The sequence below is a fragment of the Streptococcus sp. HMSC062D07 genome, from assembly GCF_001814215.1.
GTDB classification, from domain to species: Bacteria; Bacillota; Bacilli; order Lactobacillales; family Streptococcaceae; genus Streptococcus; species Streptococcus infantis_I.
The window spans coordinates 116,251-135,659 of the sequence record NZ_KV815334.1; the positions used below are offsets into that span (position 1 = coordinate 116,251).

Sequence of the window (19,409 nt, forward strand, 5' to 3'; positions counted from 1 at the left end):
AAGACATCTTGAAGTCTCACAAAAAAAGGTTTATCATGATAGCATGAACTTCTGAAACAAAAACACATATCACACTTGAGGAGCCATCCTTAATTCTAGTCAAAAAGTTGTCCAACAGAAGCATCATCAAGAGTCAGCAAATGCTGGCTTTTTGTTTTGGGAAAGGAGGTAGAATATGGAATTTGTATCACCGATAAAAGATAATGACGACATTCAGGCAATGAAAGATTATCTCAAGGAGTGGAATGAGATGTATTATATGCTATTCATTACAGGCCTGAATACTGGTTTGCGAGTCGGAGATATACTTACCTTGAAAGTTAAAGATGTTCAAGGTTGGCACATCAAATTGAGAGAACGGAAGACTGGCAAGCAGATAACAAGACGGATGACAAAAGAACTCAAGAAAGAAATGAGGAGATATGTTGAGGGTAAACCATTTCATCATTTCTTATTCAAGAGTAGGCAAGGTCAGAATAAAGCGATCACTCGTGAGCGAGCCTATCAAATCATACATGAAGCAGCTGAAGAACTTGGCATTGATAATGTTGGCACACATACAATGCGCAAGACATTCGGCTATAAATATTACAACAAGACAAAAGACGTAGGGACATTACAGAAAATGTTCAATCACTCATCACCAGCAACAACTCTTAGATACATAGGGATTGAGCAAGCAGAGCTTGATGATGCGCTACGGAACTTTGTCATTTAATTTTTTTTGGATATTACTTTCACATAATGAGTTAAGCATAAACTGAAAAAATGAAACGCTTTAAAAGCTATGATTAGTAAGGGTTTGAGATTTAGAGTGAGTTTAACAAAATATAAGATATGTGAAAGTGAGAGGTAAAACAACATAGAAAAAGGAGTATGACATGATTAAAGAATATCGTGATATATTGTTTGAATCTGGAGCAATTAACAAACTGAACAAAGACATTAAAAATAATCCAGGAGTGAATTTCAAGATAGTTGGGTACAATGTCATTCCAAAAGAGTTCGGACCAGATTGTACATACATTCTTGTAGATTGGGAAAAAGAAATACTGGAAGATTCTGAAACAAAAGTTTCTATAATTCCAGAATCAGAAGTAAACATAGATACAGATCCACAAACTATAGAATTCATCTCGAAACGTTTTAACTTCCCAGATGATCATTAATGTTTAAAAAAAAATGAGACAAAAGACATCTTGAAGTCTCACAAAAAAAGGTTTATTATGGTAGCATAGATTTCTTGTATGAGAGGGGATAGGTCGCTGACCTGTCCCTTTTAGTATTGAGAAAGGAGGTTTGAGATGTATAACAAAACTATCAGACCAACCTTGAAGTCTAAGAAGTGGGAGAAGTTTCGGGATAGGATAATGCGCAGACATGACTATCTTTGTCAAGAAAGTTTACGCTATGGAATTTCTACTCAAGCAGAAATGGTCCATCATATTTTCCCTGTGTCAGAATATCCTGAACTTGAATTTGTTGAATGGAATTGTTTGCCATTGACAAATAAAAAACATAACACGTTTCATGATAGAGTCAATGACAAAGTAATTAATCAGGGATTATATTGGCAGAAGAAACGAAAAAAGGATTTTGAGGATTTTTTTAAAAATCAAAAAAATGAAATTTTGTAAAAATCGAATTTTTAAAATTTTCGATTTTTTATTTTTACCCCCCCCACCTAAAAAAATATTTTTTTGACCAGTAGGGTACCGGTGAAGGGAACTTTTTCCAAGTCGGGGGCCTTCAAACAAAAAGGGGGTAAAAACTAAGCGATTTTGACGAAAGGAGGTAGTTTTTGGCTAAACCAATTACAGCAAAGTCGATTAAGTCAAAAGTGGTCAAGCAGATGAAAGATTTGGGCACTTATCGGAAAGAGTTCGAAATGATCATTGACATTTTTGCCGGCATGCTATACCAGTATCAGAAACTTGCTCAAGATTATGCTGACATGGGTTATCCAGTAACAGACACCTACGTCAATAAGGCTGGTGCAGAGAATGAGCGTAAAGTTCCAATCTTGACAGCGATGGAAATTTTGAGAAAAGACATTCTCAGCTACTCTAATCAGCTAATGATGAATCCAAAGTCGCTCGGTGAGATTGTAGAGCAAGAAGGCGAGTCAGTTCTTACTGAGGTCTTGAAGTTCAAGAACGAAATCAAGAAAAAGCGAGTGACTAGTAATGGGTAATCTTGACAAAGCGAAAGAGTATGCTCAGCACGTCATTTCTCACAAAGAGGAACATTGCGAGGAGAATATTCTTGCTGCTGAAAGGTTCATTCGTGATCTTGACAATCCCGAGTTTGAAATGGATGAGGAAATCGTTGATTTCGTTGTTCACTTTATCGAGAACACGATAGTCCATCAGCAGGGTGATGATATGTTTGCGGTATCCATACGTAACAAGCCATTACTCTTGCAACCGTGGCAACACTTTGTAGTAGTCAATCTGTTTGGTTTCTACTACAAGGGGTCAAATGAGCGTAGGTTCAAAGAAGCGATTATCATGCTCGCTCGTAAGAATGGGAAAACATCGTTTACTGCTGCAATCGCTCTAGCTTATCAGATATTAGACACGGATAGCGGTTCAAAATGCTACATCGTGGCCAACTCAGTCAAGCAAGCAATGGAAGCCTTTGGATTCTTGAAATTCAACGTGGAAAGATGGAACGACAAGAACATTCGTATCAAGGATAATAACCAAGAACACTCTATCACTGCTAATTTTGGGGGTGAGGGTTCTTTCTTTATCCAGGCACTAGCCAACGATGAGAGCCGTTTGGACTCTTTGAATGGGAATGTTATTATCTTGGACGAAGCTCACACGATGAGAAACAGTAAGAAATACGGACTTATGAAGAAAACAATGTCAGCATACCGAAACAGTATGCTTTTTGTTATCTCTACGGCTGGTGATATTCCTACTGGATTTCTTGCTAACCGTCTAAAATACTGTCAAAAGGTTCTCAAACAATTGGTCAAGGATGATTCCTTGTTCATGTTTATCTGCAAAGCTGACCAAAACACAGATGGCGATGTAGGAGATTACCTGGACGAGAACGTTCTTAAAAAAGCCAATCCTTCATGTGGTGTGACGGTGTCGCTCAAGGCTCTGAAAGAAGAAGCAGAACAAGCTATGAACGACCCTCAGACAAGAAATGAGTTTTTTAATAAAACTTTGAATGTTTTCACAAACTCTATGAATGCTTATTTCAATCCTGATGAATTCATTGCTTCAGATAGTCAATACGATTGGACCTTAGAGGAACTGTCACGCTTACCTATTCAGTGGTATGGTGGTGCTGACTTATCAAGAATGCACGACTTGACCGCTGCTGCTCTCTATGGTGTCTATCATGATGGTGAGAAAGACGTTGATATTTGTATCACACACGCTTTCTTTCCTCGTGTCAATGCTCAAAAGAAGGCTAACGATGACGGAATTCCACTCTTTGGGTGGCAGTCTGATGGATGGTTGACCATGAGCAACACTCCAACCGTCCTTTATGACGATATAGTTAAATGGTTCATCAAGATGAGAGAGAAAGGATTCAAGATTGCTACTGTCGGAATGGATAGGAAGTTTGGTCGTGAGTTCCTGACCAAGATGAAACAAGCTCGGTTCAAGATGATTGACCAACCTCAGCTTTTCTATCTGAAATCAGAGGGATTCAGACGGATTGAGTTCAAAGTTAAGAATAAAGAGTTTTACTATCTTCATTCTGACGCTTACGAATACTGTGTGAGCAATGTTAGAGCGATTGAAAAGGTGGATGACGCTGTGCAATATGAAAAATTAGACGGTGACGGTGGCACTGCAAGAATTGACTTGTTCGATGCCAGCGTCTTTGCTTGTATACAGGCTCTTGCTAATCTTGGTAAGAATAGCGATGTGATGAGCTTCTTTGATTAGGTGAATTATGAATGAAATAGTTTTATCAGAACATGAAATTAATGTGCTAATTAATAAAGGGCGAGTTAAAGTAATTTTAAACGGGGAAGAAGTAATCGTTCGTCAAAGTTATACGAAAGATTTGAGGGCTGAAACAGTTAACTGGGATAAACAAATAGTTGATGTTAGTCAGAATATCGTAAGAAACAAACACTTTGATTCACTTTTCCAAAATACTTTTCGCTAGAAAGGAGGTGAGTAAAGATGGGGCTTTTAGATAGGTTTTTAAAACGTGGTAAGAGTCGAAGTGGAACGAATGTTATTACTCATTCAGATTTTGGGCTTTATATCGACGGTGATAGCTATGTGCCGCTGGCTCGCAATCCTGATGTGATTGCTGCAGTCAACAAGATTGCTGACATGGTATCTAATATGACCATTCACTTGATGGAGAATACTGACAAAGGTGACATCCGAATAAAAGACGGATTGGCTCGGAAGATTGATGTAAATCCATGCGACAACATGACTCGCAAAACTTGGATTTTCAAGATTGTGCGTGACCTGTTGTTATTTGGTGACGGCAATTCGGTTCTTCATGTCGAATATGATCCTGTGAATGATTATATTTTGAACCTGAGACCATTCTCTATGGGTGAAGTATCGTTCAAGAGTGATGATGTTGGTTATGTTGTGAATTATCGTGGCATTGACTACAACCCAAGCGAAGTCGTGCACTTTGTAATCAATCCTGATCCAGACAATCCATTTGTAGGGACTGGCTACAGACTTGCTCTGAGGGATATTGTTAGGAATTTAAACCTTGCAACTCAAATTAAAAAAGGTTTTATGAGTGGCAAGAACGTTCCTAGCCTAATTGTTAAGGTTGATTCTTCTAGTGGGGAATTAGGAACACAAGAGGGACGTGACCAGGTCGCTAAGAAATATCTTAGCACTAGTCAAGCTGGTGAGCCGTGGATTATTCCTGATGCATTGCTAGAGGTTGAACAGGTCAAGCCATTAAGTTTGAAAGATATTGCTATCAATGAATCTGTTGAAATTGACAAGAAAACAGTTGCTGGACTTTTGGGAGTGCCAGCTTTTATTTTAGGGGTTGGTAGTTTTGACAAAGAAGAATACAACAACTTTGTCAATACAACGATCATGAGCATTGCTACAACGATCACTCAGACCTTAACGAGAGACTTACTCGTTTCAAACAATCGGTATTTTAAACTGAATGCTCGCTCGCTTTATTCGTATGACATTACAGAATTGTCATCAGTCGCTGAACAGATGACTAAAAGCATGGCAATGCGTCGAAACGAGTGGAGGGATTGGCTTGGTATGCCACCTGATCCTGACATGGATGAGCTCCTTGCTCTTGAAAACTATATCCCACAAGATAGACTTGGGGACCAGAAGAAACTGAAAGGGGGTGAGGAAGAGAATGAAGAAACGGAATAGTTATCGTACCGCTCAATTCAAAACACGAGAAAAAATTGATACTGGTGATTTGATTTTGAGTGGGTACTTTATCAAGTTTGATGAAGTAACAGAACTGTGGCCTGGTTATTTTGAAGTGATTAAGCGTGAGGGTGTTGAAAAAGCCATCAAAGGAGCTGACATCAGAGCATTATTTAACCATGATGATAGTTTGGTGCTTGGTCGGACTGGTAATGGAACGGTCATTTTGGGAGTTGATGACATCGGTCTGTACGGTGACATCATTATCAATAGAGATGATCCGCAAGCTGTTGGGGCCTATGCTCGTGTTCAGCGTGGCGATGTGATTGGATGTAGCTTTGGTTTCATCCCAATCAAAATCAATACGGAAGAGCAAGCAGATGGTTCGTACCTGGACACTATCTTAGAATTAGAAATCTTTGAAGTGAGTCCATGTACTTTCCCAGCCTATCCGCAAACGGAAATTGCTGCACGACAGAAAGACTTTGAAAGTCAACAGCGTGCCAATCGTGAAGCGCTGGATAAGCGCAAGAAAGAAATTAAGGAGAAATTTAACCTATGCACAAATCATTGATTTTAGGCGCTCGCATGCGCAACAAAGCAGAAAAAGTGGTAGAACTTGAAGAATCAATCAAAGAATTGAACAAACGTTCTGAACTTGAAGCGAAGAAATTGGATCAAGCTGGAAATGATGAAGAAGTTTCAGCAGTTGAAAAGAACCTGGAAAACATTCAAAAAGAATTGGATGAAAAATTGGCAGAAAAAGAACAACTTGAAAATGAAATCGAAGATTTGCAAAATCAAGTTGAAGAATTGAATCGCAAAGCCCCGACTTACCCAAGTCAAGAAAAACGTGGAGGACAGAAATTGGAAAAACGTGACGCAGTACTAGAATTCATCCGCTCTCGTGGACAAAAACGCACAGGTGTTAAAACAACAGATGTAGGAGCGATTATTCCGAAAGAGGTTTTGGAACCACAAAAAACACCTGAACGTCAGAACCCGCTGCTTAATCTAATCCATATTGTAAAAGTAACAAGTGGCTCAGGTACTTACCCAGTCATGAAGAAATCAAATCGTAAGATGACAGAGGTTGGTGAACTTGAAGAAAATCCAGAATTAGGAAAAACAAAAATCACTGAAGTTGATTATAAAATTAAGACTTACCGTGGGGAACTTCCTATCTCTCGTGAGGCGATTGAAGATGCACAATATGACCTTATTGGAATCATGCAAGAAGATATTCAAGATCAGGACGAACAAACAAAATTGGCAATCGTTGCGGATGTTTTGAAAACTGCAAAAGTTGTAAATGCTAGCGGTTATGATGGACTTAAAGATATTTTGAATACTAAGATTTCATCTGTTTATAAAAAATCTCTTGTTGTTACTGACTCTATGTTCAACGCATTGGATAAAGTTAAGGACAAGGACGGCCGCTACATGCTTCAACCTGACATCACTTCACCAACAGGCTATTCATTCTCTGGAAAAACTATCTACCCTGTTGATGACACTCTTTTGGGTCAAGAAGGGGAAATGAAGTATTTTATCGGAGATGTTGAATACTTCCTTACATTGTTTGACCGTATGGAATTGAGCGTGAATTGGGAAGACAATCACAAATTTGGTAAAAACCTTGCATCATACCTACGTTTTGACATCAAGAAGACTGATGAAGATGCTGGGGTATTCGGAACCTACACTGATGTTGTAGCTTAAGGAGGTAGCGTATGAGCTATAAAGTAATCCGTCCTTTCAAGGACTTGGCCGATCCTGAAAATCATGACTATGCTGTTGGCGATATCTTTCCTCGTGATGGATATGAGCCAACAGATAGCTTTACCAATGGCCTTTTGACTGGTGCCAACACTGCTGGGTCTATCTTCCTTGAAGTTTTGGGAGAGGATGAGCCTAAGAAACCAGCGTCTAAAACAGAAGAAGTGAAGGAAGAGCCCGCAGTTGAGCAGGAAGAAACAGTTGAGGAAACTGCTGAAGAGCCTGCTAAGGAAGTTGAGGAGTAAACATGAACGAAGGTCAGCTTTTGGAATTGCTGAAGCTCAAGCTGGGGATTTCAACCAACTTGAGAGACAAGCCGTTAAAAAAAATCATTTCAAGTGTCATCACTGAATTGACCGATAACCTCGGTATCGAGCTTGTCGGTGAGCGTGCTGACCATGAAATGTTTATTGTTGACTATGCTGCTTATCGCTATGAGGGTGGGGTGGACATGCCACGTCACCTTCAGTGGCGACTGCATAATTTACAGATAGCATCAAAGAAAGAGGTCAAGAATGTGGAATCATGAAATCACGCTGATCTCTAAGAAAGTAACAGGTAAGGATAAACTACTCCAACCAATCTCTGAAGATGTTGAAGCTACTCTCCTATGTCGCAAAAAGAGGGTCACTCGCTCTGAATTTTATCAGGCGAATCAAGCAGGGCTAAAACCGAGCTTGGTCGTTGAGATTCGAAATTTTGAGTATGAGAATCAGGAGTTTGCGAAATTCGAAGGCAAGCAATATCGCATCTTAAAAACCTATCCTATCGATTCTGAAATTTTAGAGTTGACTTTGTCAGAGGTCTTGAAATGAGTATTGACCTTGCTGATTTGATAGCGAAAGAGCTTGCGGCTTACTCAGATGAGGTTACTGAAGAAGTGGATAAGATTGCAGAGCAAGTGGCTGATGAGACTGTGGATGAGTTGAAAGAGACAAGTCCGAAACGATACGGAAAGTATCGTAGAAGTTGGAAAAAGAAGAAGTTGGCCAATGGCTCTTTTGTTGTCTTCAACGCAGTCGCAAGTCTTACTCACATACTTGAGAACGGACACCTTTCAAGAAATGGTGGTCGTGTCGCTGGTATCGTCCACATCAAGCCAGCTGAAGAAAAAGCAATTCAGAACTTTGAGAAGCGTATCAAGGAGATTGGGAAATGAAGCTATCAGACTTTGCTGTTATTTTGGGACAGGCAAGCTTGCCTGTCACTTATCGAGCGTTTAAAACTGGGAACGCTCCTGACCTACCTTACCTGGTCTATTATGAATCAAGTCCAGCCATCAATGCAGCTGACAACACGGTTAATCATCAGATTAAGAGCGTGACAGTTGAGCTGGCTTTTGAGAGTAAGGATGAAGATTTGGAAGAACGTCTGGAAGAGCTGTGGACAACCCACGAGCTCTTTTTCGATGTTCAAGAAGAAACATTTATCGAGACTGAAAGACTCTATGTCAAGTCTTATACAGTCTATCTATACTAAGGAGGAATGACATGACTCAAGAAAACAAAGTAACCTTTGGTTTAAAAAATGTTCACGTTGCGCCAATCAAATCAATTGGTGCAGATGGAGTGATTGCTTACGATGAAATTTTCCGCTTTCCTGGGGCAATGGAATTGACATTGGATCCAAAGGGTGAATCAACACCAATCAAAGCAGATGATATCGATTATCACTTCATGAATTCAAATGAAGGATATGAAGGGAAATTCAAAATCTCTCACATTATTGAAATGTTTGCGACTAAGATTTTGGGTGAAATCAAAGATGCTCAGACGGGTGTTTTGACTGAAAAAGCTGATGCAGAATTCACATCATTTGCCTTGATGTTTGAATTTTCAGGGGACAAGAACAAAACACGTCATGTTCTTTACTATTGTTCAGCGAGCCGTCCAGGAAATGGCTCAAAAACCAAGAACGGTACAAATGTCAATGAGCGTGAACTTGGCTTTAAAGCAAGTCCTCGTCCTCTTGATTCAGTTGTTAAACGTTCTATCACATCAGCTGATAGTAAGGAAATCTATGACAACTGGTTTAAGAAAGTGTATGAACCTACTGCAGTGACAGGTTAAGGGGGAAATCTATGCGCAAAATCGTTTTGGTTGGTGATCAGGAGTATGAGTTAGGGACCAACGGCTATACCCCTATTGCCTACAAGCAACAATTTGGAAAAGATTATTTTCAAGATTTGTTCTCGATGTTGAAAAATCAATCATTCATGAATGAATTGAACAAGCTTGAAACCGACAAGGAGTTGACAGCGACTAATATTGATATTTCGATGTTGTCAGATTTTGACATGACCTTTTTCAACCGTCTTTTTTGGACCTTTGCTAAATCTGCAAATCCTCATATCAAGCCTTATGAACAATTCTTCATGGAAATGGAAGTATTTCCGATCCAGGAAGTTGGTCCTGTGCTGATGGAAATGCTGAATGCAAGCATGACGACAAAAAAGCACCAGATGACTCAGAATCAGCTAGCGAAGAAATCTTTACAGTAGAGTCCTACTTATCCTGCTGTAAAGAAACTGGTCTGTCTATTGATGATTTAAAGCATATTTCAATCGGAATGGCTCTGGATTATCAAACGGATTATGTAAATCTGCGGAGCGAGGATAAGGGTGGCGAACGGAAAGCCACGCAAGCTGATTTTGACAGTTTTTAAATAAAAAATGAGTGCTGAGAGAGTGATTCTGAGGTCAAGTTCCTTGTCCTGACTGCATTATCAGTCGTAGAAGTTCTCTCAGTGCTTTTCTATTTTTTTGAGAAAGGAGGAAATATGGCAGGAAATATCAAAGGTATCAAAATTGAAATCGATGGCGACACGCAACCCTTACAGAAGGCGCTCAAGAATGTCAATAAGGCTGCAACAGATGCAAGTCAGGAGTTGAGACAGATTGACAAAGCCTTGAAGTTTGATACAGGGAACGTAACGCTTTTGACTCAGAAGCAAGAAGTTCTGCAAAAGCAAGTTGCGACGACCAAGGAGAAATTGGAAACCTTGAGGCAAGCTCAGTCTCAGGTGGAACAGCAGTTCAAAAATGGGAATATCGGCGCTGATCAGTACCGTGCTTTTCAACGTGAAGTCGAAGTAACCCAAAATGTCCTGAAGGGCTATGAAGGAAAACTAGCAAACGTAAATCAGGTACTTGCTGAGAATGGAAATGCAACTAAAAGCAACCAAACGCAACTGAAAGAATTGCAGAATGAACAGAGTCAACTTGCTTCAGAGATGAGTAAGGTGACAAGTTCATTCAAATTGCAAGAAAGTGCTTTGGGTTCAAATGCTAGCGAAGCTGAGAGAAATGCTCTTGCCCAGAAAAAGATTGGCGCCCAGTCTGAGATTGTAAGTAAACAGATTTCAAATCTAGAACAGCAATTGGAAATCACTAAAAAAGAATTTGGTGAGAACTCCACACAAGCCAACAAGATGGAAGCTGAGCTAAATCAGGCTAAGACAGCTTTTAATCATCTCAATGATGAGATGAAGGGAACAAAGACTGCTGCTGATAGCACTCAAGAAAGTTTAAGTGAAATCTCAAGAAATTTAAGAGCAGAATTACTTCAACAGTTTAGTGAGAAGTTGAGCGCTATTTCTGAAAAGCTTGTGGAAGTAGGAAAAGAAGCGTTAGAAGCAGCTGCTCAAATGCAAGCTAGTAATGCTCAATTTACTACCGTTTTCGGAGATATGGAAATCCAAGCAAGAGAATCGTTGAATGCTATTGGTCAGGAAATGGATATTGTCCCAGAGCGATTGCAAGGATCATTCACTCAGATGGCTTCATTTGCCAAAACTTCAGGATTGGATACAGCAGAAGCTTTGGATCTTACTTCTCGTGCAACTAGGGCAGCAGCAGACGGTGCAGCCTTCTATGACAAATCTATTGAGAGCGTAACAGAGAGCTTACAATCTTTTTTGAAGGGAAACTTTGCTAACGATGCCTCTCTTGGCATTTCTGCAACAGAAACGACCAGGAATGCCGCTGCAAATAAATTGTACGGAAAGTCATTCAAGGACTTGAGCGAAGCGCAGAAGCAATTAACATTGCTTCAGATGGTCGAAGACGGAAATAAACTCTCAGGAGCTCTTGGACAGGCGGCAAGAGAATCAGACGGATTAGAAAACGTGATGGGGAATCTGAAACAAGCTGGAACCAATGCATTATCTGCTATTGGTCAACCTCTTCTGGAAATGATGATCCCTGTTTTCCAAACCTTGGCAACGATTGTGAAAGGTGTGGCCGAGCTGTTCAATTCCTTACCTGATCCAGTAAAAGATTTCATTGTCATCTTAGGGGTTGTTTTGACAATTGTGGGAGCCTTAGCCCCCATATTCTTAACCCTGCAAGCCGTGTTTATCTCTTCATTCGGAGCTATGATTGCAGCGGCATTACCAATCATTGGGATTATTGCAGGAGTAGTGGTAGCTATAACAGCGATTGTTGCAATTGTGAAATACCTTTGGGAAACTAACGAAGGTTTTCGAGATGTGGTCACGACCGTTTGGAATGCGATTCTTGAAGTTATCAATGCAGTCGTATCAGAGATTTCTAATTTTGTCATGAGTATCTTTGGAACGGTTGTTGCTTGGTGGACAGAAAATCAAGAGCTTATACGATCTAGTGCAGAAACAGTCTGGAATGCTATCCAAACCGTAATTGATGCAGTCATGACTTTCTTAGGTCCATTAATCGAGGGCGCATGGGCGAATATCCAACTAGTCATCACGACCGCTTGGGAAGTCATCAAGACTGTAGTTGAAACTGCAATTAATGTTGTCTTAGGTATCATTAAAGCAGTCATGCAGATCATCACAGGTGACTGGTCAGGAGCATGGGAAACAATCAAGGGAGTGTTCTCGACTATCTGGAATGCTATCCAAAATGTTGTTCAGACCATATTCACAGCCATCCAATCGTACATTTCAAATACGATAAATGCCATTTCAAGTACAATTTCAAATGTATGGAATGGAATTTCAAGTACAATTTCAAATGTACTAAATGGTATTTCAAACACTGTTTCAAATGTTTGGACAGGAATCAAGAATTCGATTGGGAATGCCATCAACGGAGCTAAAGACCTTGTAAGTTCAGCTATCAGTACGATTAAAGGTCTTTTTAACTTCAGTGTTAGTTGGCCACATATCCCACTACCCCACTTTTCAGTAAGTGGTTCAGCGAATCCATTGGATTGGTTGAGCAAAGGTGTGCCAAGTATCAGTATTGAGTGGTATGCCAAGGGTGGTATCATGACAAAACCAACCATCTTTGGTGCAAATGGTAATAACCTTATGGTTGGTGGAGAAGCCGGAAATGAAGCAGTATTACCACTGAACGACAAGACTCTTGGCGCTATTGGTCGTGGGATTGCTCAGACGATGGGAGATAGTCCAACAAACATCAACATCACCATTACTGGCAATGTTGTCAGAGAAGAAGCAGACATTACTAGAATTGCTGATGAGGTTGCTCAACGGATTGCAAATGAAATCCAACGTAGGAACCAATTGAGAGGAGGAGTTGCATGGTAAAGTATAATGAACTTATAATTGACGGTGTTAGAACATCGTCTTTTCCTTTCAAAGCTATTGTCCACGACTCTCCTTCAATCTCCCTTGGAGAGAGCAAGACGGCTCTTTTGGAGCACGGTGGGATTAGTGGAGCAATCGTGCAAACAAATAAGCACAGAGGTCTAGTAAAGAAGACTTACTCAATCTATCTTGTGAAACCGACTGAAGAACAGATGAATCAATTCATGAGCCTGTTTATCCGTGAGAAGTTCTGGTTAGAAAGTGAACGTGTTAAAACAACTCGTTTGTGGTGCTACAAAGCCAATGCAACCGATCTTGAAGAAGTGCAACCTGGTCTTCATATGACCAAAGTGACATTCATTTGTCATCCTACAAAATTCTTTAAGACGAGCGACACTCAGACTTTAACAAGAAGTGGAACGCTATCTGTCCAGGGTTCTGCGCTTGCCTTTCCGAAAATCACAATCATTGGCCAGAGCACTACTGAAACTTCGTTTACGATTGCTGGACAAGTCATCAGACTTGAAAACCTCACAGAGTCACTTGTAATGGTCAACAATCCAGACAATCCAAGCTTTAAGACCACAACAGGAAAGCCAGTTAAATGGTCAGGGGATTTTATCACAGTTGATCCAGCGAAAGTGAAGAATGTTGGGGTTATTTTAGGTCCTGGTATTCAATCGATTGAAATCGAAACAGTTTGGGGGTGGGCATAATTGCTTTATTTACTTGATAGAAATGTAAGAACTGTTCGTTGGAACGGTGAGCCACTTCATGAAGCAACATCTGCGATTATCAAAGAATCGATGAATGGCGACTTTGTTCTTACTGTAAAATACCCTATTTCTGACACTGGGATTTACAAACAAATAAAAGAGGATATGCTGATAAAATGTCCTACACCCGTCTTAGGACCTCAGTTATTCCGTATCAAGAAACCCGTTGAAAACAATGACCAACTCGAAATCACGGCATATCACATCACAGACGACATCATGCAACGTTCTGTGAAGCCTGTTCAGGTTGCAAATCAAACTTGTTCAATCGCACTTTCTCAAATGGTTCAAAATGCCAAAACTGATTTAGGGGATTTCTCATTTACAAGCGATATTCAAGAACGCAGAACATTCAACATGACAGAAACAGAGAATATCTATTCTGTACTGCTGGATGGTAAACATAGTATCGTTGGCACTTGGGAAGGTGAATTAGTGCGTGATAACTTCTCACTAACGATTAAAAAGAGTCGTGGTGAGAATCGTGGTGTTGTAATTACAACGCATAAAAATCTGAAGGACTTCCAACGCACCAAAAACAGTCAGAATGTTGTCACAAGAATCCATGCTAAATCGACTTTTAAACCTGAAGGTGCTGAAACAGAAACGACTATCAAGGTTACTGTCGATAGTCCACTAATCAATTCATATCCGTACATTAACGAAAAAGAGTATGAAAATAACAATGCCAAAACTGTTGAAGAGTTGAAAAAGTGGGCACAGGCTAAATTCACAAATGAAGACATCGACAAGGTCTCTGACTCAATCAAGCTTGAAGCTTATGAATTAGATGGACAAATCGTCCATTTAGGGGACACAGTCAATCTCAAGAGCTTAAAGCATAATGTTGATATTTTCAAAAAAGCTGTTGCTTACGAGTACGATGGACTAAAAGAAGAATACATTTCTTTAGAGTTTGACGACAAGGCTAGTTTTGGAGGTTCAGGAGTATCGAATGGTCTTTCTGATGTAACAAATGCAATCCTTGGAGCAACCTACTCGGCCCAAGAAATTGCAATTGAAAGAGCTGCTAGAAATGCTGATTTAGCTTTTGAACAACAATCAAGCCAACTGAAAAAAGAAGTCGAAGACGGTATCGAACTAATCAAAGCCAAAGCTGAAGAAAACAAGAAAAAACTTTCTGACGAAATCAACAGACGGTTCCAAGAGTTCAACCCATCAGGTTTTGAAGAAGCTAAAGCTAAAGCAGAGGAAGCTTTACAAAAAGCTGGAGCAAATGCTGATCTCGTCGAGGAAGCGAAACGAATTGCTGCTGACAACGCTAAGGATTTAAATGCATTTAAAACCTCGACTCAGAAAGAACGTGAGAAGTTGTCAGATGAGCTGAAGCGTTATTCACGAGAAGAAGCTGAGAATAAACTGACAGAAATCAGGGAGGTTCTGGCTAGTAACTATGTTTCCAAAAGGACCTATGTCGAAGATGCAGAGGGGACACGTCAACGACTCGAAGCCATAACACAAGACAACAAGTCTAAGTTAGCAGAGTATAAACAATCAGTAGACGGTCAATTCACAAAACTATCTAGTCAGATTGCTGACAAGGTAGATAGGTTGGATTTCCAGCAAATCAAAGAAACCTCACTGATTTATGAACGCATTTTGGGAAGGACAGACTCAAATGTTGCTTCAAACATTGCCCGTATGGCCTTGACCTCAGAATTATTTGAGGTCGAAGTAGGCAAGAGATTTAGTAATCTGACAAATCTGTTTTACGCTCCGACTAAAATCCCTAAATACATTTCATCAGTTGCAACAGATAAACATTTGAGTCGTGTTGGTTTTGGTGACCATGATGGCATAAGAATTAACTATACTGACTCCATGTCTGGCTGGCTGGGAGTTCGGTTCCCTTTAACAAAGAAATTTATTAAACAAGGAGAAAGCCTTGGTTATCGTATTGAGATTGCAGTTGACAAGGTACCACGAGACGGTAGAGTTTTGATTCAGTTGCTAGATAACACAACAAGTTTGGGAATGTACTACAACTCTCAAATTACACTTACCAAAACAGGTAACCAGGTATTTACAGGTTATTTAGACATCCCAAGGACTGGCGAGCTGAACGAGTACTCAATCAGATTTACTCTTACGAGTCCAGGAAACATCGTTATTCATAAGCCAATGGTTATCGATAAGCGCATAATTCCTGAAGAATTTGTAGATAGCACTGACTATAACAGTGAGTATAACCGAGTGACTATGTCCTTGCTACAAGATAGCTTTGCTATCAAGGCTTTGAATAGCGCAGGAGATATCATCGCTGGTATCAACGTAGGAGCTAACGGTAACAACCGCATTGTCGGTAAAGCTACGCATATCTCAGGCGAGACCTTAATTGACAATGCGGTCATCAAGTCGGCAATGATCGATAAACTCAAGACCGCTAACTTTGAAGCTGGTTCAGTTACTACTACTATTTTGGGAGCTGAAGCAGTAACGGCTGAAAAGGTTAAATTTGACACGGCCTTCATTAAAAAACTTGTATCACAACAGGCATTTATCAATGAGTTATTTGCTCAAAGAGCGACGATTACTCAGGTCCAATCCATCGACATCACAGGCGAGCATGTTCGAGGTGGGCGTATTTCGTCTATCAACGGGAACACAACTTTTGATTTGCAGACAGGTTGGTTAGAGATGAACGGGCATGGTGTAGGTATTAAAAACAGATTTCTAGGAAGACCGCTGCAGTATCTCACTTTTGGCGCAGGTACCATCAATGGAGTTAACGGTACTTACACGGCTCTACTGAGCAACCGAAATGGTTTGCAAAAAATGGATAATACCTCTGCAGGTATTCAAATTTGGAATGGTAGGACAGGTGCTAATGTTGAAACAGCTATAACATTTTATGGACAGACAATGGATTTTATGCAGAGCGGTCAGTATGGAGTAACATCTTTGTCAATCAATGCTATAAATCGTCAAATAACTGGGGTTGAGGAAATTGTTTTGAAAGGCGTTTCTTTAAGCAAAGTCCTTGATGATATCTATGACAATTTTAGAAACCTTGGAGCAGTAGCTGGCAATTATAGTCGTGGATATTATCCAAAATGGCGTTAAATAGAAAGGTAGAACATGAACATATCAGAAAAAGTAATTCAAAATCTTGGTATTCAACTAACAAATAAGACAATCGATGAGGCTTTCAGTCTTGCTGAACGTGATGAAGCACGGGAACAATTTAAAGAAGCTCACAGTCAACTTGAAAAAATCAACAAAGTCTTGCAGTCAAACGAAGAGTTAAAAGCTCTATTTGACAAAGTGGCAGATGAATTAGATAAACCACAGGAGGAAGAATAACATATGGGATTTAAAGTAGTTAATAAATATCTTCAGGATAGCAACAGAACATTTGTAGCAATTCGACAAGAAGCGCCTTATACGGCATTTGACCGCATTCTCATTGGCGACCGTGTGAACGAGTCAGACGAGGTTCTGATTGAGGCAGTTCTTGGTCAGGTTGCTACTGAACTAAATCCTGCTGAAGGTGTGAAGAAGTTGCAGGAAGATTTGCATACTCAGGCTCAAGAATATGAAGCGAAACTTGAACAGAAAGATGCTAAAATTGCAGAAACAAAATCGATTGCTGATTGGGCAGTTCTTGCAGCAGTCACAAATACAGAAAACCCACTCGATCCAACGCTTTACGCTCGTGGCCTTGAGTTGATTGAAGAAGGGCAAGTCGGAAAGACTTACAAGTCTTACGAAATCTTCACGGTTTCAAACCCTTCACATACTCCAAAATTCGGAGAAGGGCAACGTGTTCTTGTCCAAGTTAACCAAGAATTTACATTCAATGGTGAAAATCTAGCAGAGCTAGAAGGCAGTTTATCACAGAACGGTAAGCTGGCCGTTTGGAAGTGGACAGAACCTAAACCAGAGAAACTATCTAGTGAACTAGAAACTCAACCAGTTGCACGATAAGAAAGGGGATATATGCAAATCGAATTTTTCAATTTTTTTCGTAGCGTCGTCCAGACCGAAGATGGACTGGTCTTGTACGCTCTAGCTTTGATTGTCTCAATGGAAATCATTGATTTCTTGACAGGGACAATTGCTGCTATCGCAAACCCTGACATCGAGTATAAGAGCAAAATCGGCATTAATGGACTCCTTCGTAAGGTTTTAGGAGTCCTCTTGCTGATGATTCTTATTCCGATGTCCGTACTCTTGCCTGAAAGGACAGGTTTCGCATTCTTGTACTCGATCTATCTCGGATACATCGCATTTACTTTTCAATCACTCATTGAAAATTACCGCAAACTAAAAGGGAATATCACTCTTTTTCAGCCGATCCTGAAAGCATTTCAACGATTGATCGAAAAGGATGATGATAAAAACAAAGGAGAATAAACATGATTAACTGGAAAGTACGTTTTAACTTAAAAAACAAAACATTTTTATTGCGAGTGGCATTCGCACTAGCTTTGCCAATTCTCGCATATTTCAATCTTAAACTGGAGGACTTGGTCAGTTGGGGAGTCATTTTAGACTTGCTTGGCAAATTCTTTGCAAACCCTTATCTTGTGGGGTTGACGATTGTAAATATCTTAAATATCATTCCAGACCCAACAACATCAGGAATTTCTGATAGCAAACGTGCTCTTGACTATAAAGAACCAAGCGAAGATTAGGAGAAAACAATGAAGAAAAATGACTTATTCATCGACGTATCTAGCCACAATGGATACGATATTACAGGTATTTTGGAGGATATGGGTACACAGAATACTATTATCAAAGTTTCTGAAAGTACAAATTACCTAAACCCTTGCCTGTCTGCTCAAGTTGAGCAATCCACACCAGTTGGATTCTATCATTTTGCTTGGTTTGGTGGTGACATCGAAGAAGCTGAGCGAGAGGCACGCTACTTCCTTGATAATGTACCTCAAAAAGTAAAATACTTGTGTCTTGACTACGAAGATCACGCTAGTGGAGATAAACAATTAAATACAGATGCTTGTATTCGCTTCATGGAAATCCTCAAAGAAAATGGCTACGAGCCAATCTATTACAGCTACAAGCCATTCACGCTTAATAATATTTATTATGAGCAGATTCTTGCGAAATTCCCAAACAGCCTTTGGATTGCTGGGTATGGTTTAAACGATGGTAACGCTGACTTTGAATATTTCCCAAGTATGGACGGAATCCGTTGGTGGCAATACTCTTCAAATCCGTACGATAAGAACATTGTTTTACTAGATGATGAAGAAGCTAAACCCAAATGGAAAAAAAATGATACTGGATGGTGGTATGAATACCCTGACGGCTCTTATCCAAAAGAGAAGTTTGAAAAAATCGATGAAACCTGGTATTATTTTGATGGTTCGGGATATCTGCTTGAAGACAAGTGGAAAAAGCATTCAGATGGCAAATGGTACTATTTAGATCCTTCAGGAGCCATGGCCACTGGCTGGAAGAAAATCAATGGGAAATGGTATTACTTCGATACAGAAGGAGCTATGGTCACTGGTTGGGTTCAATACAAGGATAAACTATACCATCTCAAAGAAGAGAATGGCGCAATGTCTTCAAAAGAACTTGTCCAAGTCGAAGGTGGCTGGTACTACGTCAACGAGGATGGCAGTCGTTCAGACAAACCAGCGCTTACTGTATTACCTGATGGTCTCATCACAACGAAATAGAAATAAAGCATAGAAAGGCTTTCAAAATTTAATTACACTAGACCGCTGGCAATCGCTAGCGGTTTTTTTGTTTGGCAATAATAAAAGCAGTGACCGAAATCACTGCTTGTCAGCTGTAGCAAATTCATAGAGCTTTTCTGCTGTGAGAAGGGCCATTTTATCCATGCTTGTTTTTCCTTTTCTAAGGTCAGAAACAGTAGTCCAAGGAACTCCAGCACCTTGCGAAATTGCAGATGTAGACATCGAACCGTCTAATAATTCTTGAATAACTTTTCTCATATTATTTG

Annotated in this window: 25 protein-coding genes; 24 read left to right on the forward strand and 1 reads right to left on the reverse strand. The window is 40.0% G+C overall.

From position 1 onward, the window contains the following. Positions 1-175: 175 nt before the first annotated feature. From HMPREF2957_RS07315 to HMPREF2957_RS07430, 24 genes are all read left to right on the forward strand, one after another. Positions 176-718, forward strand: coding sequence for a site-specific integrase (locus HMPREF2957_RS07315; protein ID WP_070678563.1), 543 nt, complete (start codon positions 176-178; stop codon positions 716-718). A gap of 163 nt (positions 719-881) precedes the next feature. Continuing rightward, on the forward strand, positions 882-1,169 hold the full coding sequence (locus HMPREF2957_RS07320) for a hypothetical protein (protein WP_186822913.1): 288 nt from the start codon (positions 882-884) through the stop codon (positions 1,167-1,169). A 135-nt stretch (positions 1,170-1,304) separates the two neighbouring features. Then, complete coding sequence (locus HMPREF2957_RS07325) at positions 1,305-1,637, forward strand: HNH endonuclease (RefSeq protein ID WP_070678565.1); 333 nt, start codon at positions 1,305-1,307, stop codon at positions 1,635-1,637. A gap of 164 nt (positions 1,638-1,801) precedes the next feature. Beyond that, positions 1,802-2,194, forward strand: coding sequence for a P27 family phage terminase small subunit (locus HMPREF2957_RS07330; RefSeq protein ID WP_070678568.1), 393 nt, complete (start codon positions 1,802-1,804; stop codon positions 2,192-2,194). After that, a complete protein-coding gene (locus HMPREF2957_RS07335; RefSeq protein ID WP_070678571.1) occupies positions 2,187-3,917 on the forward strand; it encodes a terminase large subunit in 1,731 nt (576 codons plus the stop codon). Before HMPREF2957_RS07330 ends, HMPREF2957_RS07335 begins: the two co-directional genes overlap by 8 nt. A gap of 7 nt (positions 3,918-3,924) precedes the next feature. After that, on the forward strand, positions 3,925-4,143 hold the full coding sequence (locus HMPREF2957_RS07340) for a hypothetical protein (protein ID WP_001002924.1): 219 nt from the start codon (positions 3,925-3,927) through the stop codon (positions 4,141-4,143). A gap of 17 nt (positions 4,144-4,160) precedes the next feature. Further along, on the forward strand, positions 4,161-5,363 hold the full coding sequence (locus HMPREF2957_RS07345; RefSeq protein ID WP_070678575.1) for a phage portal protein: 1,203 nt from the start codon (positions 4,161-4,163) through the stop codon (positions 5,361-5,363). Continuing rightward, a complete protein-coding gene (locus tag HMPREF2957_RS07350; protein ID WP_070678578.1) occupies positions 5,347-5,937 on the forward strand; it encodes an HK97 family phage prohead protease in 591 nt (196 codons plus the stop codon). The genes HMPREF2957_RS07345 and HMPREF2957_RS07350 overlap by 17 nt, the downstream gene beginning before the upstream one ends. Next, positions 5,922-7,085 (forward strand): phage major capsid protein, encoded by a 1,164-nt coding sequence (locus HMPREF2957_RS07355; RefSeq protein WP_070678581.1) that lies wholly within the window; start codon positions 5,922-5,924, stop codon positions 7,083-7,085. The genes HMPREF2957_RS07350 and HMPREF2957_RS07355 overlap by 16 nt, the downstream gene beginning before the upstream one ends. Positions 7,086-7,096: 11 nt before the next feature. Next, on the forward strand, positions 7,097-7,387 hold the full coding sequence (locus HMPREF2957_RS07360; protein ID WP_070678583.1) for a hypothetical protein: 291 nt from the start codon (positions 7,097-7,099) through the stop codon (positions 7,385-7,387). Between the two features lie 2 nt (positions 7,388-7,389). Continuing rightward, on the forward strand, positions 7,390-7,671 hold the full coding sequence (locus HMPREF2957_RS07365) for a phage head-tail connector protein (RefSeq protein ID WP_070678585.1): 282 nt from the start codon (positions 7,390-7,392) through the stop codon (positions 7,669-7,671). Continuing rightward, positions 7,658-7,957: a phage head closure protein gene (locus tag HMPREF2957_RS07370; protein WP_070678588.1), complete on the forward strand. Its 300-nt coding sequence runs from the start codon at positions 7,658-7,660 to the stop codon at positions 7,955-7,957. The genes HMPREF2957_RS07365 and HMPREF2957_RS07370 overlap by 14 nt, the downstream gene beginning before the upstream one ends. Next, complete coding sequence (locus HMPREF2957_RS07375; RefSeq protein ID WP_070678590.1) at positions 7,954-8,301, forward strand: HK97 gp10 family phage protein; 348 nt, start codon at positions 7,954-7,956, stop codon at positions 8,299-8,301. Before HMPREF2957_RS07370 ends, HMPREF2957_RS07375 begins: the two co-directional genes overlap by 4 nt. Beyond that, positions 8,298-8,621, forward strand: a complete 324-nt coding sequence (locus HMPREF2957_RS07380) for a hypothetical protein (protein ID WP_070678593.1) — start codon at positions 8,298-8,300, stop codon at positions 8,619-8,621. The genes HMPREF2957_RS07375 and HMPREF2957_RS07380 overlap by 4 nt, the downstream gene beginning before the upstream one ends. A gap of 11 nt (positions 8,622-8,632) precedes the next feature. Then, positions 8,633-9,211 carry a major tail protein gene (locus HMPREF2957_RS07385; RefSeq protein WP_070678594.1) on the forward strand — a complete coding sequence of 193 codons (579 nt, stop codon included), beginning with the start codon at positions 8,633-8,635 and terminating at the stop codon, positions 9,209-9,211. Positions 9,212-9,222: 11 nt separating this feature from the next. Beyond that, the gene (locus HMPREF2957_RS07390) at positions 9,223-9,642 is read left to right on the forward strand and encodes a hypothetical protein (RefSeq protein ID WP_070678597.1); all 420 of its coding nucleotides are present in this window, start codon (positions 9,223-9,225) and stop codon (positions 9,640-9,642) included. A gap of 278 nt (positions 9,643-9,920) precedes the next feature. Further along, complete coding sequence (locus tag HMPREF2957_RS07395) at positions 9,921-12,674, forward strand: phage tail tape measure protein (protein WP_070678600.1); 2,754 nt, start codon at positions 9,921-9,923, stop codon at positions 12,672-12,674. Continuing rightward, positions 12,668-13,390: a phage tail protein gene (locus HMPREF2957_RS07400; protein WP_070678603.1), complete on the forward strand. Its 723-nt coding sequence runs from the start codon at positions 12,668-12,670 to the stop codon at positions 13,388-13,390. Before HMPREF2957_RS07395 ends, HMPREF2957_RS07400 begins: the two co-directional genes overlap by 7 nt. After that, positions 13,391-16,534 carry a phage tail spike protein gene (locus HMPREF2957_RS09400; RefSeq protein WP_070678606.1) on the forward strand — a complete coding sequence of 1,048 codons (3,144 nt, stop codon included), beginning with the start codon at positions 13,391-13,393 and terminating at the stop codon, positions 16,532-16,534. A gap of 15 nt (positions 16,535-16,549) precedes the next feature. After that, positions 16,550-16,774 (forward strand): hypothetical protein, encoded by a 225-nt coding sequence (locus HMPREF2957_RS07410; RefSeq protein WP_070678609.1) that lies wholly within the window; start codon positions 16,550-16,552, stop codon positions 16,772-16,774. Positions 16,775-16,777: 3 nt separating this feature from the next. Beyond that, a complete protein-coding gene (locus HMPREF2957_RS07415; protein WP_070678612.1) occupies positions 16,778-17,398 on the forward strand; it encodes a hypothetical protein in 621 nt (206 codons plus the stop codon). Positions 17,399-17,410: 12 nt separating this feature from the next. Continuing rightward, positions 17,411-17,827, forward strand: coding sequence for a phage holin family protein (locus tag HMPREF2957_RS07420; RefSeq protein ID WP_070678616.1), 417 nt, complete (start codon positions 17,411-17,413; stop codon positions 17,825-17,827). A 2-nt stretch (positions 17,828-17,829) separates the two neighbouring features. Further along, positions 17,830-18,108: a phage holin gene (locus HMPREF2957_RS07425; protein WP_070678618.1), complete on the forward strand. Its 279-nt coding sequence runs from the start codon at positions 17,830-17,832 to the stop codon at positions 18,106-18,108. Between the two features lie 9 nt (positions 18,109-18,117). After that, the gene (locus HMPREF2957_RS07430) at positions 18,118-19,122 is read left to right on the forward strand and encodes a GH25 family lysozyme (RefSeq protein ID WP_070678621.1); all 1,005 of its coding nucleotides are present in this window, start codon (positions 18,118-18,120) and stop codon (positions 19,120-19,122) included. 99 nt (positions 19,123-19,221) lie between these two features. On the opposite strand, the gene HMPREF2957_RS07435 is transcribed toward HMPREF2957_RS07430, so the two are convergent. Beyond that, on the reverse strand, positions 19,222-19,401 hold the full coding sequence (locus HMPREF2957_RS07435) for a hypothetical protein (RefSeq protein WP_070679038.1): 180 nt from the start codon (positions 19,399-19,401) through the stop codon (positions 19,222-19,224). Positions 19,402-19,409 lie beyond the last annotated feature (8 nt).

Bases quoted from the DNA above. Each gene is read 5' to 3' on its own strand.
- HMPREF2957_RS07375 (WP_070678590.1), top strand. From the start codon at position 7,954: ATGAGTATTGACCTTGCTGATTTGATAGCGAAAGAGCTTGCGGCTTAC.
- HMPREF2957_RS07360 (WP_070678583.1), top strand. From the start codon at position 7,097: ATGAGCTATAAAGTAATCCGTCCTTTCAAGGACTTGGCCGATCCTGAA.
- HMPREF2957_RS07355 (WP_070678581.1), top strand. From the start codon at position 5,922: ATGCACAAATCATTGATTTTAGGCGCTCGCATGCGCAACAAAGCAGAA.
- HMPREF2957_RS07415 (WP_070678612.1), top strand. From the start codon at position 16,778: ATGGGATTTAAAGTAGTTAATAAATATCTTCAGGATAGCAACAGAACA.
- HMPREF2957_RS07345 (WP_070678575.1), top strand. From the start codon at position 4,161: ATGGGGCTTTTAGATAGGTTTTTAAAACGTGGTAAGAGTCGAAGTGGA.
- HMPREF2957_RS07365 (WP_070678585.1), top strand. From the start codon at position 7,390: ATGAACGAAGGTCAGCTTTTGGAATTGCTGAAGCTCAAGCTGGGGATT.
- HMPREF2957_RS07315 (WP_070678563.1), top strand. From the start codon at position 176: ATGGAATTTGTATCACCGATAAAAGATAATGACGACATTCAGGCAATG.
- HMPREF2957_RS07370 (WP_070678588.1), top strand. From the start codon at position 7,658: ATGTGGAATCATGAAATCACGCTGATCTCTAAGAAAGTAACAGGTAAG.
- HMPREF2957_RS07320 (WP_186822913.1), top strand. From the start codon at position 882: ATGATTAAAGAATATCGTGATATATTGTTTGAATCTGGAGCAATTAAC.
- HMPREF2957_RS07425 (WP_070678618.1), top strand. From the start codon at position 17,830: ATGATTAACTGGAAAGTACGTTTTAACTTAAAAAACAAAACATTTTTA.
- HMPREF2957_RS07325 (WP_070678565.1), top strand. From the start codon at position 1,305: ATGTATAACAAAACTATCAGACCAACCTTGAAGTCTAAGAAGTGGGAG.
- HMPREF2957_RS07400 (WP_070678603.1), top strand. From the start codon at position 12,668: ATGGTAAAGTATAATGAACTTATAATTGACGGTGTTAGAACATCGTCT.
- HMPREF2957_RS07335 (WP_070678571.1), top strand. From the start codon at position 2,187: ATGGGTAATCTTGACAAAGCGAAAGAGTATGCTCAGCACGTCATTTCT.
- HMPREF2957_RS07380 (WP_070678593.1), top strand. From the start codon at position 8,298: ATGAAGCTATCAGACTTTGCTGTTATTTTGGGACAGGCAAGCTTGCCT.
- HMPREF2957_RS07350 (WP_070678578.1), top strand. From the start codon at position 5,347: ATGAAGAAACGGAATAGTTATCGTACCGCTCAATTCAAAACACGAGAA.
- HMPREF2957_RS07410 (WP_070678609.1), top strand. From the start codon at position 16,550: ATGAACATATCAGAAAAAGTAATTCAAAATCTTGGTATTCAACTAACA.
- HMPREF2957_RS07435 (WP_070679038.1), bottom strand. From the start codon at position 19,401: ATGAGAAAAGTTATTCAAGAATTATTAGACGGTTCGATGTCTACATCT.
- HMPREF2957_RS07390 (WP_070678597.1), top strand. From the start codon at position 9,223: ATGCGCAAAATCGTTTTGGTTGGTGATCAGGAGTATGAGTTAGGGACC.
- HMPREF2957_RS07420 (WP_070678616.1), top strand. From the start codon at position 17,411: ATGCAAATCGAATTTTTCAATTTTTTTCGTAGCGTCGTCCAGACCGAA.
- HMPREF2957_RS07385 (WP_070678594.1), top strand. From the start codon at position 8,633: ATGACTCAAGAAAACAAAGTAACCTTTGGTTTAAAAAATGTTCACGTT.
- HMPREF2957_RS07430 (WP_070678621.1), top strand. From the start codon at position 18,118: ATGAAGAAAAATGACTTATTCATCGACGTATCTAGCCACAATGGATAC.
- HMPREF2957_RS07395 (WP_070678600.1), top strand. From the start codon at position 9,921: ATGGCAGGAAATATCAAAGGTATCAAAATTGAAATCGATGGCGACACG.
- HMPREF2957_RS07340 (WP_001002924.1), top strand. From the start codon at position 3,925: ATGAATGAAATAGTTTTATCAGAACATGAAATTAATGTGCTAATTAAT.